The 15,600-nt window shown below is 53.5% G+C and carries 11 protein-coding genes; all 11 read right to left on the bottom strand.

Translation table 11 applies throughout. The annotated features are described in order from the left end of the window. Positions 1–55 precede the first annotated feature (55 nt). A complete protein-coding gene (locus SHEW_RS11450; protein WP_011866007.1) occupies positions 56–3,532 on the bottom strand; it encodes a S8 family serine peptidase in 3,477 nt (1,158 codons plus the stop codon). A gap of 387 nt (positions 3,533–3,919) precedes the next feature. Continuing rightward, on the bottom strand, positions 3,920–4,087 hold the full coding sequence (locus tag SHEW_RS21035; protein WP_223294814.1) for a pentapeptide repeat-containing protein: 168 nt from the start codon (positions 4,085–4,087) through the stop codon (positions 3,920–3,922). A gap of 258 nt (positions 4,088–4,345) precedes the next feature. Further along, complete coding sequence (locus SHEW_RS11445) at positions 4,346–6,163, bottom strand: S8 family serine peptidase (RefSeq protein ID WP_011866006.1); 1,818 nt, start codon at positions 6,161–6,163, stop codon at positions 4,346–4,348. Between the two features lie 510 nt (positions 6,164–6,673). Continuing rightward, entirely contained in the window at positions 6,674–8,956 is a 2,283-nt protein-coding gene (locus tag SHEW_RS20135; protein WP_011866005.1) for a tetratricopeptide repeat protein, read from the bottom strand. 6 nt (positions 8,957–8,962) lie between these two features. Then, a complete protein-coding gene (locus SHEW_RS11435) occupies positions 8,963–9,703 on the bottom strand; it encodes a response regulator (RefSeq protein ID WP_011866004.1) in 741 nt (246 codons plus the stop codon). 397 nt (positions 9,704–10,100) lie between these two features. Further along, positions 10,101–11,180, bottom strand: coding sequence for a GGDEF domain-containing protein (locus tag SHEW_RS11430; RefSeq protein ID WP_190272387.1), 1,080 nt, complete (start codon positions 11,178–11,180; stop codon positions 10,101–10,103). Positions 11,181–11,668: 488 nt separating this feature from the next. Next, complete coding sequence (hisIE, locus tag SHEW_RS11425; protein WP_011866002.1) at positions 11,669–12,289, bottom strand: bifunctional phosphoribosyl-AMP cyclohydrolase/phosphoribosyl-ATP diphosphatase HisIE; 621 nt, start codon at positions 12,287–12,289, stop codon at positions 11,669–11,671. A gap of 28 nt (positions 12,290–12,317) precedes the next feature. Then, on the bottom strand, positions 12,318–13,091 hold the full coding sequence (gene hisF / locus SHEW_RS11420; protein WP_011866001.1) for an imidazole glycerol phosphate synthase subunit HisF: 774 nt from the start codon (positions 13,089–13,091) through the stop codon (positions 12,318–12,320). Further along, on the bottom strand, positions 13,073–13,810 hold the full coding sequence (gene hisA, locus SHEW_RS11415; protein ID WP_011866000.1) for a 1-(5-phosphoribosyl)-5-[(5-phosphoribosylamino)methylideneamino]imidazole-4-carboxamide isomerase: 738 nt from the start codon (positions 13,808–13,810) through the stop codon (positions 13,073–13,075). Before hisA ends, hisF begins: the two co-directional genes overlap by 19 nt. After that, the gene (gene hisH / locus SHEW_RS11410) at positions 13,807–14,481 is read right to left on the bottom strand and encodes an imidazole glycerol phosphate synthase subunit HisH (RefSeq protein ID WP_011865999.1); all 675 of its coding nucleotides are present in this window, start codon (positions 14,479–14,481) and stop codon (positions 13,807–13,809) included. The genes hisA and hisH overlap by 4 nt, the downstream gene beginning before the upstream one ends. Further along, positions 14,478–15,545, bottom strand: a complete 1,068-nt coding sequence (gene hisB, locus SHEW_RS11405; RefSeq protein WP_041407214.1) for a bifunctional histidinol-phosphatase/imidazoleglycerol-phosphate dehydratase HisB — start codon at positions 15,543–15,545, stop codon at positions 14,478–14,480. Before hisB ends, hisH begins: the two co-directional genes overlap by 4 nt. Positions 15,546–15,600 lie beyond the last annotated feature (55 nt).

Here is a 15,600-nt window from a genome sequence, read left to right as displayed (position 1 = left end):
AGATTTAGATAGAAAAAAAGGAAGGCTCTTGGCAGAGCCTTCCCTGGGTTACAACTTACTTGTTTCTACCTTTAGTCTTAGGAGTAGCCACAATGGTTTCCTCTAAAGAACAGGTGCTTGTGCCAGTTTCACATACTTGGTAAGTGAAGCTAGTAGCGTTAGAGCTGAAGCGATCTGTGTAGCTTGTTTTTCTTACACCAGAGCTTACTAGGGCACCGTCGCGGTATACATCGAAGTTTACCTTATTCTTCGAAGTCCAAGACAAGCTTGCTACCACACGGCTACCATCACTGCTTGCGCTGCCTTCTAGTACGATAGATGGCTCAGTTACAGTTACTTCTTTAGTGACTGAGTGCTCGGCGCCGTCATCATCGCTTACAGTTAGGGTAACAGTGTAAGTACCCGCAGCTGCGTAGCTGTGTGAAGGGTTAGCTAGCGTTGAGCTTGCACCGTCGCCGAAATCCCAAGAGTGAGTAGTGACCGCACCGTCAGTGTCACCTGATAGGTCAGAGAACTGTACGTTCAAGAACTCAGCAGCGAAGCTGAAGTCAGCCACTGGCGCTTCGTTAGCCGGAGCGTCCACAACAGTTAGAGATACTTGCTTCTGGTCGAATGCTTCATCATTGTCCCACGCAACCGCTGTCACTATGTGGTCGCCAACGCTTAGTGAGTTAGTGCTGAATAGACCGCCAGTACCAATCTTACCGTTGAGGTTTGAGTACCAGTCGATACGTGAACTGATGTTACCTTCTTCTGCGTCAATTGCGCTGCCTTCGAAGGTGATGCTGTCGCCTAGGTTGAAGCTAGTGCCACCAGTAGGTGCAGTGATAGTCAATTCAGGCGCTGTGTTTTCGGCAGGAGGTGGAAGTACCGCATCACCGTTAGATACCGAGATGCTCCAGTTGTTCAGTACGCCATTCATGATGTAGCTAGAGGTATCTTCTACAAACAGGCGCCATGTACCCATGCTCGACTCGCCTGCGAATTCAACCGGGTTGAAGGTCTTAACCAGGTCTTTGTTCCAGAACTGACGCCAAGTCACCAGTTTAACTAGGGTGCCAGACGGAGACTGTAGCCACACGTTCAGGTATTGAACCGATTCGAACGAGATATCGACATTGACTTCGATTGCATCGATAGCAACGCCGGTAGGTAGGTCGATTTCAGTGAATACCTTGCCGCCCATCTCAGGCATCGCGATTGCCGTGCTATTAGCACCGCTTACTGTAGTGTTAGCATCGGCAACAGATAGCTCAACAGTTTCTGTGCTAGCCTGGCCCGCTGAATCAGTAGAGGTCGCGGTGATCACGTGGTCGCCTACCGACAGGTTAGACTTAGTGAACGATGCGCCGTTACCGATCACGCCGTCGATGCTTGAGGTCCAAACGATGCCAGACGTCAGGTCGCCGTCTTCGGTGTCGTTTGAGCTTGCACTGAAGCTGACGGTTTCACCGGTCAGGTACGCGCCTTGGTTAGCAGGCGTCGCTATCTGTACGTTTGGTACGAAGTCCGTGCCTGCCGATGGTGCGCCAGTCAGTTTTAGCGACCAGCTGTTGATAGCGCCCGTGTCGCCCGCAACTTCGTCAACAACTTTCAGTGTCCACTCACCCAATGCGTTGTCCAGCTCGTATTCGGTAGGAATAAAGTTGCCAACAAGGCCTGTACCATTGCCGCCCGCACGGTCGTGCAGAATGACTTCTTCGCCGGCTGGTGAAATGACAGACACAAGCATGTCAGGTGCCCAAGCGTGGGTGATGTCAACAAATACTTCAACCTGAGTCAGCGTCATGTCGTATGGAACATTGATGCTGCTGGTTGCAGGGAATGAAGGATCGTTATCGCTGATAGGCACGACTTGGTTGCTGGTCAACATAGTAGAAACAGTACCTTGAGGCCATACTTTCAGCTCCAGGTTGATGTTTTTAGAAACGCTGCCGTCGGTGGCGTTGACCGTCATGTTGTACGTACCTGGCGCAGTTTGCTCGGTCGTATTGATCGTCATTGTGTTAGTGGTGTCGCCCGCAACTGGGTTTTGAGCAAATACCACGTCTGCGTTGAGCTCAGGTACGCTGCTCAGACTCATAGTCGCTGTGCCATTGAAACCGCCCGCAGCCACCAGATCGATAGCATAAGCTTGGCTGTCGCCTTGGTTGACGGTCGATTTAGTTGGTGTTGCTTCCATGAAGAAAGAAGGACCCGCTCCGCCTGAATCGATCAGGGCGTTGGCAAGGTTCAGGCGCTTACCTGAGATGGTTTTACCTTGCAAAGCGGTAAGCGCATCACCAGTATTCATGAGTACACTTTTTAGCTGAGACGTGGTCAGGTTCGGGTTACCGGCCAGGATCAGCGCTGCGGCGCCGGCTACGTGCGGTGTCGCCATAGAGGTACCGCTGAAAGTGTCGTAGCTGTTATTAGGCGTCGTTGACAGGATGAATGAACCCGGTGCAGCCAGGTGAACCAGTTGATCGCCATAGTTAGAGAAACCAGACAGGTTGTCGGCGCTATCGGTAGAGGCTACCGCTACTACGTTAGGCACATCGTAACCGGCAGGGTAGAAACCACCGTTGTCTATGTCTGCAGAATCGTTACCCGCAGCCGCAACGAAGAGGATGTCGGCATTGTTGGCCGCCGAGATGGCATCCTTTAGGGTTTGGGTGAAGCCACCGCCACCCCAGCTGTTGTTCAGCACGCGGACGTTGTTGCCGGCGTTTTTAAGACCGATCATATAGTCGATACATTGAACGCCGTCGGCTAGGGTACCGCCGCCTGTACCGAGGAAGCTACAGCCGACCATGTTGGTTTGCCAGTTTACCCCGACAACACCCAGGGCGTTGTTACCTTTGGCACCGATAGTGCCAGATACGTGAGTGCCATGAGCACCTGTATCAGACGGGTTACCGTTATCCAGGATAGCTGAGATACCGTGGATATCATCAATGTAGCCGTTGCCGTCGTCATCGATACCGTTGCCCGCGATCTCATTTGGGTTGGTCCAGATGTTGTCAGCTAGATCTGGGTGGTTGAAGTCGAAGCCGGTGTCGATCACACCAACAACAACAGAAGAATCACCGATCACATAGTCCCAGGCCGTTTCAGCTTGGATTTTCTGCATGCCGTAAAGGCTTGCATATGAAGTATCGTTGGGCACCGCAGTGGTGTGTACTATGTAGTTAGGCTCTGCGTATTCAACTAAAGGGTGGTTTTTCAGGCTGTTGAGGACGGCCTCTACCTGGCGACCCTGGCCCAGATCCAGCACGGCCAGGCGACCATTGGCGATGTTACGCAGGCGGTCATCCACGCCGTCGTTATTCTTATCTTTGAAAGAGACGCCCAGGTTACGGGTCAGCGCCTTACGATCTTTCTTAGTGACTTTCTGTTTGAACTTGACTAGTACGCTTTGGTTATCGTACTGCGGCATTGCCTTCAGCGGCGCCTTGGTTACGGCCAGTGCTACAGGGCTCAAACCAGTTAAGAGTGAGGCACCTAATAGTGTTGTGAGCAGCTTGGAAGATGATTTCTTGGGTGTAGTCATCAACTGTTCTCCTGTTGTTATAAAATTTATAAGTACTCAGTGTTGTCGCACCCAGTTACTTGATGAGGTCTTCAATAGGGCTATATCACATACAAATGTATTCGATATGTATACATTTATATACCTCGATTTGATTTTGATCAACATTTGTTTATCAAAAATGTCACAAATTCGTCTTAAATGTGAATTTATGTATATAGATTTTTGTGTGTTAATCTGACTGAGTGCTCGCAATAGACTGATATTTATAAATAAATAGAATTTGATTGGAGATAGACGCGATTGAGAAGGCGAGTGCTCTGTATATAGTATGGAAGTGGTGAAGCAGTGTATGAGTTGGGGAAATGTACTAGGATCGACGAATCCTTAGACGACAAACACTGGGATTCAACTAACGTTGCTTAATCGGGCGCTGTTTAATCGAGCCCTGTCTAGCCGAGATTTGTCGAGTCGAGCTTTGTCTAGCCTAGATTTGTCTAGCCGAGCTTTGTCTAATCCCGCTCTGGCTAATTGGGTTCTGTCTAATCGAGAAAAAGGGCAGAGATCAAATGAGATGATCTCCGCCCTTCAATTTACTTACGCCTAAGTCGCTCGTGTCTAACGAGTTTGTGCTCAATCAGCTTGTGCTTTACGAGCTTTTTCTTAGCGAGCCTTTTCTTAGCGAGCTTTTTCTTAGCGAGACAGTGCCCAATGAGCTCACGCTTGATGAGCTATTGCTCAATGGCTAGCGTCAGCCGCTACAGCACTCATCTCTAAGGCTATCAGCACCTTACCAAATCGCCCTTGATTGGCTGCAGCGACAAATCTCCGTGACTAGAAGTTGACGCTTTGGGTCTCGGTACAGATCTGGGTATTTTCCTCACAGGCCTTGTAGTTGAAGTTGCCAGTCGCCTTGCGACCAAAGCTATCGGTATAGAGGGTGTTTGCCGCTACCGTGGCGATGAGCTGCTCGTTACGGTAGATATCTACCTTAGGGCTCGATGCCGCGACCGTCGTCAGGTTAACCCTGTGTTTGCCTCGCGCGTATTCATACTCGGCGTTTAGGCTAAAGGTTCCCGGCGTGCCGCCTTGACCATTACAACCACTGCTTTGCAGATAGTCATAAGCCGCCTTGGCCTTGACTATGCCATAGCCAAAATACTCATCGTGTCCAGGTATGCCCTGATCTTCGGCGGTCGCCTTAAGTGCTTGACGGATCTCGCTACCAGTACACTCTGGGAAGTTTGACCACACCAGTGCCGCTACGCCCGACACGGCAGGGGTCGCCATCGAGGTGCCGCTCATATAACCGTAATCGCCACTCGCGATAGACACCGAGGCTTGAGTCGCTGAAATCAGGGCTGTGCGGTCACTGAGCGCCGCACCCACGGCGGGAATCTGAGTGCTGTTGGCGTCACCCAGCGTGCCATATAGCATGCCGTCGACGTTATTGACGATGATGGCGCCGATACCGCCAGAGGCCTCACAGTTGGCGACCTTGTCATGGAAGGAGATGTTGCCGCGATCGATAACGCAGACACTTCCCTGGGCTCGGGTGTCTAAGGTTTCGGCCGTGCCCATGAAATAGGTGCTGCCACTGGCGCTGCCGATATTTTCCATGGCCGAGGCCTCGAAGAAAACATCATCCGCCGACATAGCGGCTATGGTGGCCATCTCGGCAGGATAGGTAGACAGCGTTTGTACGCCGCCGGCGGTGACTTCTACGCAGGTCATTTCATCTTGGGTTGCATGTTTGCCTCGGCCACTGCTACAGCTAGGAAATTGTGAGAAACTGGCGATATTGTTATCGGCATCGTTGGCGCCAACCATCATGACGGCGGGGTAGGCGGCTGGGTAGGAGCGGGCGTTGTTACCATCGTTGCCCGCAGCGGCGACCACCAGGCCACCTGCCTGGGTAAAGGCTTCGAAGGCGTTAGATTCAATGCTGCTCGCACCGCCACCACCTAGACTCATGCTGATGATGTTGGCGCCCGCCTGGCTACAGAGGTCGGTGGCATGAGCCAGATCAGAAGAGTAGGCCCAGCCGCTAGCGGTAAAGACCTTGATGATATGCATATCGACCCCAGGTGCCATACCAACGACACCTATGCCGTTGTCTGCCGCGCCTATGGTACCGGCAACGTGGGTGCCGTGAGGTCCGCCGTTGACATCCCAATCGCCTGTGCCTGAATCGTTATCGCCTGTGATGGCTCCCCAGTTAAAGTCAGGGTTGCTTCTATCCAGGCCCGAGTCGATCACGCACACCTTAATGCCGGCGCCCGGCACGAAATCAACTTGATCTGCCTGAGACTGATAGATGGCATAGGGGGTGAGTTGGCTCAACATAGGGTCGCCTGCATCATCCTGATAGAGTGACTGCAGGGTACGGCGTTGGTCTTCCTCGACCAGCTTCACATGGGGATTGTTTAACAGGCCTTTGACCTGGGCGAGATCCTGGGCGTTAAAGCTGGCGGCGAAGAAGCCATCACCGTCGAGTTCGATTGTCGCGCCCGACTTGACTGCCAGGGCCTTCACTATGCCCTTGTGTTGATTATCGACTTGAACCACATAGCGGTTGTCTGCTGCCTGACTCGAGGCGGCGATGCCCAGTGTGATTAGGGAGATCATGCCTGCTAGTTTACTGATTTTCATCTTATATGCTCCACGATTTCCTGTTGCATTGGCAGCTCGCATATCCTGCTATACCGCTGCCGGCTCAGGTGCCTCGTTGTTATTGTGTGTGGTAGGGATGAGCTAGGCTCATGGCGCCGCTCCCCTTGCTGAGGGGGATTTCTCTGCAAGATTTACAGCTTTGAATATACATTTATATACAAAGATATTCATTTGATCAAATGTATTTAACAAATAACAAACATTTTTTAGGATGGTTTAGTGCATTAGGCGGAAAATGTTGGGATGCATCCGGATGAATTCTCGTCGCTTGGGCGTGAAAAGTTGGCTTATCAGCAGGGAGATTAGCAGGGGCATTAGAAGAGGAAGGGGGATGAGCTGCGAATTGGCATTATTAGCGGAACGGTTTTATAGACCTGTTTCTACAGGCCTTACCAACTTTCTGTTTCTAGCTTATCTGTTTTCAGGGGCTTTGCTTGTGGCAGCTTGGTGAGCGGCCGCTTGATGTTCCGTTGCCTTATGTTCTACCGCTTAGTGTTCAGCTGCCTTGGTTGAAGAATTTTTGTTATCAGACTCTCTGTTAACTAAAGGGCAGGCGAGCGACAACTTGGCGCCGCCGAGCTGGGACGCGGAGATGGTGAGGGCGCCACCATGGGCTTCGCATATCTTCTTGGCCAGCGCGAGACCCAGGCCGATACCGCCCGAGTCCCGACAACGGCTTTGATCTAGCCTGACGAAGGGTTCAAACACCCTTTCTCTCTGCTCCGTGGGGATCCCTGGGCCATCATCTTCGATGATGACCAGGATACGGGACTTTTCTTGCTTGAGGCTAATGAGTACCTGAGAGCGGGCGAATCGGGCCGCGTTGCGCAGTATATTGGAAAATGCCCGCGCAATCTGGGTGCTATCGGCCTTAACCAGGCAAGCTTCGCTTGGGTTAACCTCCAGCTTAAAGGTCTTGTCGGGGTAGAGGACACTATTGGCGTCCATCAACTCACCCAGCAGCTTATTGAGGTTAACCTGTGAGAGGTGCAACGGCCTGGATTTACTCTCTATCTGGATGAAATCCAGCGCCTCTTTGATCAGCTTCTCCAGTTCACTCAGGCCTTTGTTGATGGTGTCGATGAGGCGAGTGGGTTTGTCCTGCTCAAACTGTTCTTCCAGCATGTCGAAGGCCAGCTGAACCCGGGCAAGCGGGGATCTAAACTCGTGGGCAACGGCTTGAATTAATTCACGTTGAGATTGAATGTTCTGATTGAGGGAGGCGTTGATCTTGCGCTGGTGATGACGATTCACCAGCAGGAGCAGGATGATAAACAAGACGCTTAGGCCGCCTAGCCATACGTTGCGCTGATAAGTATGTTGCGCCAGCTGGGTCTTCTGCAGCGCCTGATCGGCCTGCAGCAACTTTATCTGCTGCTCCTGCTGCTCGGCCTCGAAGTGGCTGAGGAGAAAGGCCATTCTCTGATCGCTCTCAGAGTTAAACATTTCATCGTTTACCTGCTTAAAGGCTTCTAGACTCGCCAGCGCCTGTTCGGCCTGTCCGAGATGTTTGTAGAGCTGATAGCGAAACTCGTGTGCATCGCGCACGATACGCTTATCTTGCAGCTGCTGGGAGCTGTTTAACGCCGCCGCACTCAAGGTGAGGGCGCGTTCACTGTTGCCGCGTAGCTTCTCCACCTTGGCGAGGGTCAGCAGGCCATAGGCGCTGAGGGAGACGATACCCAGCTTATTGGCTTGATCTAAGCCCGTGGTGATCTGCTTGAAGGCCTGTTCGGGGTCATCGAGTTCGATATAGGCATTGGCGAGATCTATGTTGATCCTGGCCTCGAGCGCCGTATCAGGGATCGCCTTGGCCAGCGCCAGGGCCTCTTGGTACTGCAACAGCGCCGACTCCAATTGATGCTCGTGCAGATGGACCATGCCTAGGTTGCCGTGGATCTCGGCGATGCCCTGTTGATCCTTGAGGGATTCGTAGTAACCCAGAGAGCGTTGCAGGTAAGAGAGGGCCTGTTCGCTGTCCTTCAGATAGAAGTAGGTGAGGCCGATATTCCCCAGGATCTGGGCCAGGCCAGGCAGATCGTTCAGCTCCTCACGAATCTTCCTCGACTGCAGTTGATAGTCCAGCGCCAGGCTATAGTTGCCGCTGGTGCCATACATGTTGGCGATGTTATTGAGGGAGACGGCAATGCTCTTCTCATCCCCCACCTCTTTTTGAATGTTGAAGGCGCGGATAAAATAGTCGAGCGCCTTCTCAGGTTGCCCCAGAGTCTGGTAGATGATCGCCATATAGTTGGTCGTGCTGGCGATGCCCCTGAGATTTTTCTCCTGCTTGGCTATCTCCTGTGCCTGTTCGAAGGTCTTGAGGGCGGTCTGATAGTCCGCCTTGCGCCAATAGATGATCCCCTGCATGGTCTGTGCGGTAAAGAGTCCATGTGGGTCATTGCTTGCCTTGGCCAGTTGTTTGGCCTGGTCGGTGCGCAGCTGAGCATTTTCATACTGACTCAGGGAGACATATATCCAGGCCATGTTGTTCAGCACTGTGACCTTACGGATATCGTCGGGGATCTTGGAGAAGAGGGTCAGCGCCTGTTCACCATAGGCCAGGCTCTTGAGGGGGTCGTTGTCGCGATAATGTTTGACCAGCGCGGTGAGCAGCTCTCCCTGTTGGTTTTCCGGTAGCGTCGTCAGCTGCGCCTCTCGCTCTGTGATGTCGGCCCTTGCCTCGGGAGGATCCATACGTGCGGTGATACCGACCAGGCTGAGGCTGATCAGTATCGCGAGCAGTAGTAAGGCAATGGGCTTTTTTCGCATCTAGAGTCAGTCTCCGACAAACAGATAACCCTTGCCGTGGATCGTCTTGATGCGGGTGGCGTGGCTGGGATCGTCGCCAAGCTTGCGGCGAATGCGTGACACCCTGAGATCTATGGTCCTATGGGAACTCTCGTATCCCAGGTCGCTGAAGTAATCAGAGATAGAGTCTCTGTCGCAGATCTCGCCGGGTCGGCTGGCCAGCAACCACAGCAGCTCAAATTCGGCAGTGGTGAGTTCGATATCCTGTCCATGTTGTTGGATACGTTGATATTTCTTATCTATGCTGAGGCCGTCAAATTCGATGAGGCTTTCGTTATTGCTGTGCAGTTTACTGAGCTTCTCGGTGACAGGTGGCTCAGGCTTACGTCTCAGTAGGGCCCGGACTCTGGCCAGCAACACCCGGGAGCGCACGGGTTTGGCTAGGTAGTCGTCGGCGCCTGTCTCCAGGCCGGCAACTTCGTCGATATCGTTGTTAAGGGCGGTCAGCATCAGGATAGGGCCGTTGTAGCTACCCTCGATCCCCGGATGGCCATGACGCACCGCGCGGCAGATGGACAAGCCGTCCATGTCGGGCAGCATCACATCTAAGATAACCAACATAGGTTGCTCGGCAATGATGCGCTCGACGGCCTTGGCACCGTTGTGTTCTATCTCGGTTTTATAGCCGTTCATTTCGAGAAAATCGGCGACCAGATTTGCCAGATCGGCATCGTCATCGACAATCAGTATCCAGTTATTATCCTTCACGATATCCCTCTGAAGTGTTGCAATACTGTAAAAGGTTTATTGCCAGTTATTATATATCACTTTTGTATTCCAATGTATGTTTATGTATATAAAACTTGTTGTGAAAGCAATAGTTAGCGCTAAATCGGTCCAACTTCCGGGCAAACAAGCTTATTTTCCAGTCTGTTTTTGACGTTTATTTTCGAAGCTTAATTTCGAAGAGTGGCTAGAAACTATAGCCAGCGACATAAGCTAGCAGCATAAGTTAGTGACATGAGTTAACCGCGTAATGGAAGGGTTTTAAGCTGATGGGAGATAAAAAGTTTAAGGCTTCCCTGCCTTAAACATAAAACCTAGCACTTAGCACTTAGCACTCAGAACGAGATAAGGCTGTAGATGGTGAGGCTAGAAGCTTTGCTTATAGAGAGGCTTTCCTTAGATCGAGACTCTGCCTAGACAATGGCTTAGATGAAACCATAGCGATTCGAGGGATCTTGGCGGGGTCTAATTGCAGCTCATCCGGGATAGGCAGCTGGTCACTCCCCCTGTAACTAACCCAGGTATTACGCGAACTGGTCTTGGCTTGGTACAGCGCCATGTCGGCAAGATGAACCACCTGCTCCCAGCTTATCCTGTCCGCCTGGGCTGTGGAGAAGGGGTAGGGGGCGGCGCCGACCGAGGCGGTGATCTTGATGTTGCGCTTAGCGTCGAGTTCGATCTCCATCGACTCGATGGCGTGACGGACTTTTTCTGCGAGGTGGTTTATCTCTTGGCGATCGATAAAGCGTGCCACCACCAGAAACTCTTCACCGCCCCAGCGCACCACATAATCATAGTTGCGAAACAGTGTCGTCAGTCGCTGACCCACCTGGCTCAGTACGCGATCGCCGGCCAGATGACCATAGGTGTCATTAATGGGCTTAAAGTGATCGATATCTATGATGAGCGCCAGCAGGTCGGCTTTGCTCGGCGTGCCTTCACCCCTTAGCTGCGTGGCGTCATAGCTGCGGTCGACCCGATTCAGGTCTTGGGCAATCATCTCTTCGATGAAGCGGCGATTCTTAAGGCCGGTCAGGGGATCTCTGTGACTCATCTCCTGCAGGCGCAGGTTTTCAAGTTGCAGCGCCTGAGTGCGTTCATCGATCGCTTGCTCCAGTCGTGTTCTGGATAGGGTACTAGCCTGTCTGTAAACCCGCTGCATCACCAAGGCGATGGCAATAAGCGGCGCAAGATAATGAAGCAGCAGATTCGGATAATGGGCTTTGAGCTCGCCCAGCCATGAGGAGGCAAAGCCGACCTGACGGCTTGGGTCGTGCAGAGGTGATGCTGAGACCTTGGAAATTTGGGAAAGGCCTACGGAAGCCAGGTTAGATTGCGCCGGGGCAAACTGGAATGGTTTGCCGCTCTGATCGAGTCTAGGGCTTGCGGTGGCGACCATGCTATAGGGGGCGGCCAACGTGCCAGGCATGAGGGCGTGAGATGTGAGTGCATAAGGCATGAGCATAGGCTGAGGTTGAGTAAGGCTAGCATTTGCCGCGACTTGACTAGAGAGCAGTAGTATTAAGCTACAGGCAAAGCATGTAGTTGTTTTGAGTGTGAGCTGTCGAAAACGCCTAGCCATAACCGGATACCTCTTGTTTAAACGCTAACATCAGTGGGCATTTCATCGGTGAGTTTGTAATGAATTTGTTGCTAATAAGTCCGTTTGTTACACCATGTATTCTTTTGTATATGAATGTATATTATGTGCCAGAGTGGATTTTTGCAATAGCGGTGTGGATTTTTGCGCCAGGGAAGTGGATTTTTGCGATAGCGTAGCGGATTTTAGAGATAACGTAGTGGATTTTAGAGATAGTGGATTCAGTCGCCCAGAGGAGTAAGAAAAGGGGATAGAGGGGGGGGGGCATAAACCGTCATGGCAAGATTTAGATCAGGGCGGCCGCTTCTCCCGGACGCCCTTGATTGTATGGCTACGCTAGCCTTAGTCTATTTGCTGGCGGCGCTGTGACGCGCTAGCAGGTTGGCGGTGATATCCTCCAGGCTAAGATCTTGATCTTCAAGCAGCACCAGCAGGTGATAGATGAGATCTGAGGCCTCGTTGATCAGCTCCTCCTTGTCATGGGTGGCGGCTGCCAGGGCGGTCTCCAGTCCCTCTTCGCCGACCTTTTGGGCGATCCGTTTGGTGCCGCGCTCGAACAGGTGCGCGGTGTAGCTACTCTTGGCATCTTGTCCCCTGCGCGAGGCGATAAGATTCGCCAGATTGTCGATAAAGGGGTGCGCCTCGCCGTCGGGCCAGCAGCTTTCCCGTTCCAGGTGGCAGGTGGGGCCATTGGGGATCACCTGCACCAGCAGGCTGTCGTTGTCACAGTCGCTGTCGATGGCGATAAGATCTAGGGTGTTGCCCGAGGTTTCGCCCTTGGTCCACAGGCGCTGCTTGCTGCGACTGAAGAAGGTGATCTTGCGGCTTGCCAGGGTCTGGGCCAGCGCCTCTTGGTTCATATAGCCCAGCATCAACACCTTACCCGTGAGGTGGTTCTGGACCACTGCGGGCAGCAACCCCTGCTGTTTGTCCCAATCTAAGTTGTTAAAATCTTCTAGGTTTTTCATCTTTATTCCTTGAACAAATTTGGGGCGGTTACAGGCGCATCTGTACACCATTGTCGAGCAGGTATCGCTTAAGCGCCTCTATCTCTATGATCCCTTTGTGAAAGACGCTGGCCGCGAGGGCCGCATCCACACCCGCCTGGGTGAACACCTCGAGGAAGTGTTCCATGGTGCCGGCGCCGCCTGAGGCGATGAGAGGCACGTCGCAGATGGCGCGCACCATGGCGAGTTGCTTGATGTCATAGCCCTGACGAACGCCATCCTGGTTCATCACGTTCAGCACTATCTCGCCGCAGCCACGTCTCTGCACCTCTTCCACCCAGTCTTGGGTGTACCACTGGGTATCTTTGGTGGCGGCCTCGTCACCGGTAAATTGCTTCACCTTGTAGCTGTCGGTGTCGGCATCATAGTAAGAGTCTATGCCTATCACGATACATTGGCGGCCAAACTCATCCTGCAGGCGGTCGATCAGGCCGGGATCGCTAAGCGCCGGCGAGTTTATCGAGATCTTATCGGCGCCGAACGCCAGCTTTTCCCGCGCCTGCTCGATACTCTTGATGCCGCCGGCGACGCAGAAGGGGATATCTATCTGCTCGGCGACGCGGCTGACCCAGCTCTTGTCCACCACTCTGTCGTGGGCGCTGGCGGTGATGTCGTAAAATACCAGCTCATCGGCGCTCTCAGCGGCATAGCGTGCGGCCAGGGGTACTATGTCGCCGACGATCTCATGGTTACGAAACTGAACCCCCTTGACCACCTTACCGTCACGGACATCCAGACAGGGAACTATGCGTTTGGCCAGCATGCGATCGCCTCCTGCACGGTAAAGTTGTTGATGAGTAGGGCCTTGCCTATGATGATGCCGCTGGCGCCGCTATTACGCACGGCGCTCACATCGTCCAGGGTGGCGATACCGCCCGAGGCCTGCCACTCAATATCGGGATAACGCGCTACGATCTCCTGATAGAGCTGGGTATTGCTGCCTTGCAGTGTGCCGTCACGGCTGATGTCGGTAACCAGGGCGTGCTTGAGCCCATAGGGGGCGAAGGTGGCCACCAGAGATTCCAGCGTCTTACCGCCGCCACTCTGCCAGCCAGACACGGCGACTATCTTCTCACCCGCCTGGTTAATATTCACGTCCAGTGCCAGGCAGATGGCATCACTTCCATAGGTCTCGAGCCAGGATTGCACCAGCTCTGGCTGTTTGACGGCGAGGGAGCCTATCACCACTCGCTTGACCCCGAGATCTAACAGCTCCTTGACCTGGGCCTCGCTGCGAATGCCACCGCCGACCTGAATGTTGGCCTCGAGATTCTCGACCAGTTCACCTATGAGTCGGGTCTGGCGTCTGTCAGGGTCTTTTGCACCGGTCAGATCGACGATATGCAGCCAGGTGGCGCCTTGGGCCTGATAGGCCTGTAGCTGGGCGAGCGGGCTCAGATCGAAGGTGGTCTGCTGGGCATAATCGCCTTGATAGAGACGCACCACTTGGCCCTCGATGAGATCGATTGCAGGGATGATCATTGGGCGCTCTCCTGTGTAGATTTGTGGTTACCTGCAAAGCTGCCGGCATTCATTTTCATAAAGTTTCTTAATATGGTGGCGCCCACCGCGGCGCTTTTTTCCGGGTGGAACTGCACCCCCATGAAGTTATCTTTTGCGATGGCGGCGCTAAAACCCTCGCCATATTCGCACTTGGCGATGGTGAAATCACCCAGCGGTGCCCGGTAGCTGTGAACGAAATAGACATAGCTGCCCTCGGCAACCCCGGCAAACAGCGGGTGCTCGCTCGGACTTATCTGATTCCAGCCCATGTGGGGTAGCGGCAGGCCCTTTGCGTCCAGCTGCTCGATATTAGTGTCGATCAGCCCAAGGCACTGACAGTCCTTGCTACTATTCCCGTAACTTAAGCCACCGCGCTCCTGTGAGGCCTTGGTTAGCATCTGCATGCCGAGGCAGACGCCGAGCACAGGCTGGGTGAGGGAGCAGATGGTGTCGATAAGCTTCTTGTCCTTCAGCGCCTTCATGGCGGCCCTGGCGGTACCAACGCCCGGCAACACGACTCGGGTGGCCGCCTTTATCTTGTCGATATCGTCACTCACCTCGACGTCGGCGCCGATCCGCTCGAAGGCGTAACGCACCGAGCTCAAATTAGCGCAACCGGTATCTATGATGATGGTATCAGGGTTGCTCATAGCACCCCCTTGCTCGATGGCAGGGCGTCGCCCTCGACCTTCACCGCCTGGCGCAGGGTACGGCCAAAGACCTTAAACAGGCTCTCCACCTTGTGGTGATCGTTATCGCCTTGGGTCGAGAGGTGCAGGGTGCAGCGCAGGCCATCGGCGAGGGAGCGGAAGAAGTGAGGCACCATCTCAGTGGCCATCTCGCCGACCATCTCGCGCTCGAACTGCCCCTCAAACTTGATGAAGGGGCGACCGGAGAGATCCAGCAGGCAGCTGGCGCTGGCTTCATCCATGGGGATGCTAAAGCCGAAGCGGGCGATGCCGCGTTTATCCCCAAGGGCCTGCCTGAGGGCATCACCAATGGCCAGGGCCGTGTCTTCGACGCTGTGGTGATCGTCGATTTCCAGATCGCCATCGACGCTCACATCTAGCCTGAAGTTACCGTGGGTGGCGATTTGATCCAGCATGTGGTCGAAGAAGCCGATGCCGGTATTGATGCTGCTCTTTAGCTGACTGTCGAGATCGACAGTGACCTTGATGTCGGTCTCCTTGGTGGTACGCACCACAGTCGCCACGCGGTTGCCCCCAAGCAGTTGTTCGGCAATGGCGTCCCAGTTCAAGGTGTCGCGATTGTACTGTATGCCTGTGATGCCCATCGCCTCGGCCAGGCCCAGATCGGTTTCTCTGTCGCCGATCACCGCCGACTGAGTAAAGTCGACCCGGCCCTCGGTGAGGTAAGCCTTGACCAGACCCAGCTTAGGTTTGCGGCAGCTACAGTTTTCATCGTCAAAGTGTGGGCAGATGAGCACATCATCGAACTTGACCCCCTGGCTGTTGAAGATCTGCATCATCATATTCTGGGGCGCATCGAAGTCATCCTTGGGGAAGGAGGGGGTGCCAAGGCCGTCCTGATTGCTCACCATCACCAGGCGGTAGCCGGCGCCCTGTAGCTTGAGCAGTGCGGGGATCACCTGAGGCTCAAATACCAGCTTGGCCAGGCTATCGACCTGCTTGTCGGTGACTGGCTCCTCGATCAGTGTGCCATCGCGGTCGATAAAGAGGATTTTCTGTTTCATCATGCTTCTACCTTAAATCTGCTTCTATCTTAAATTTGTCGTTATTGTCTGGCTG

This window comes from Shewanella loihica PV-4 (assembly GCF_000016065.1).
Taxonomy (GTDB): domain Bacteria; phylum Pseudomonadota; class Gammaproteobacteria; order Enterobacterales; family Shewanellaceae; genus Shewanella; species Shewanella loihica.
The sequence above is the reverse complement of the archived record's forward strand: the minus strand, read 5'-3'. Positions and strand labels throughout refer to the sequence as shown.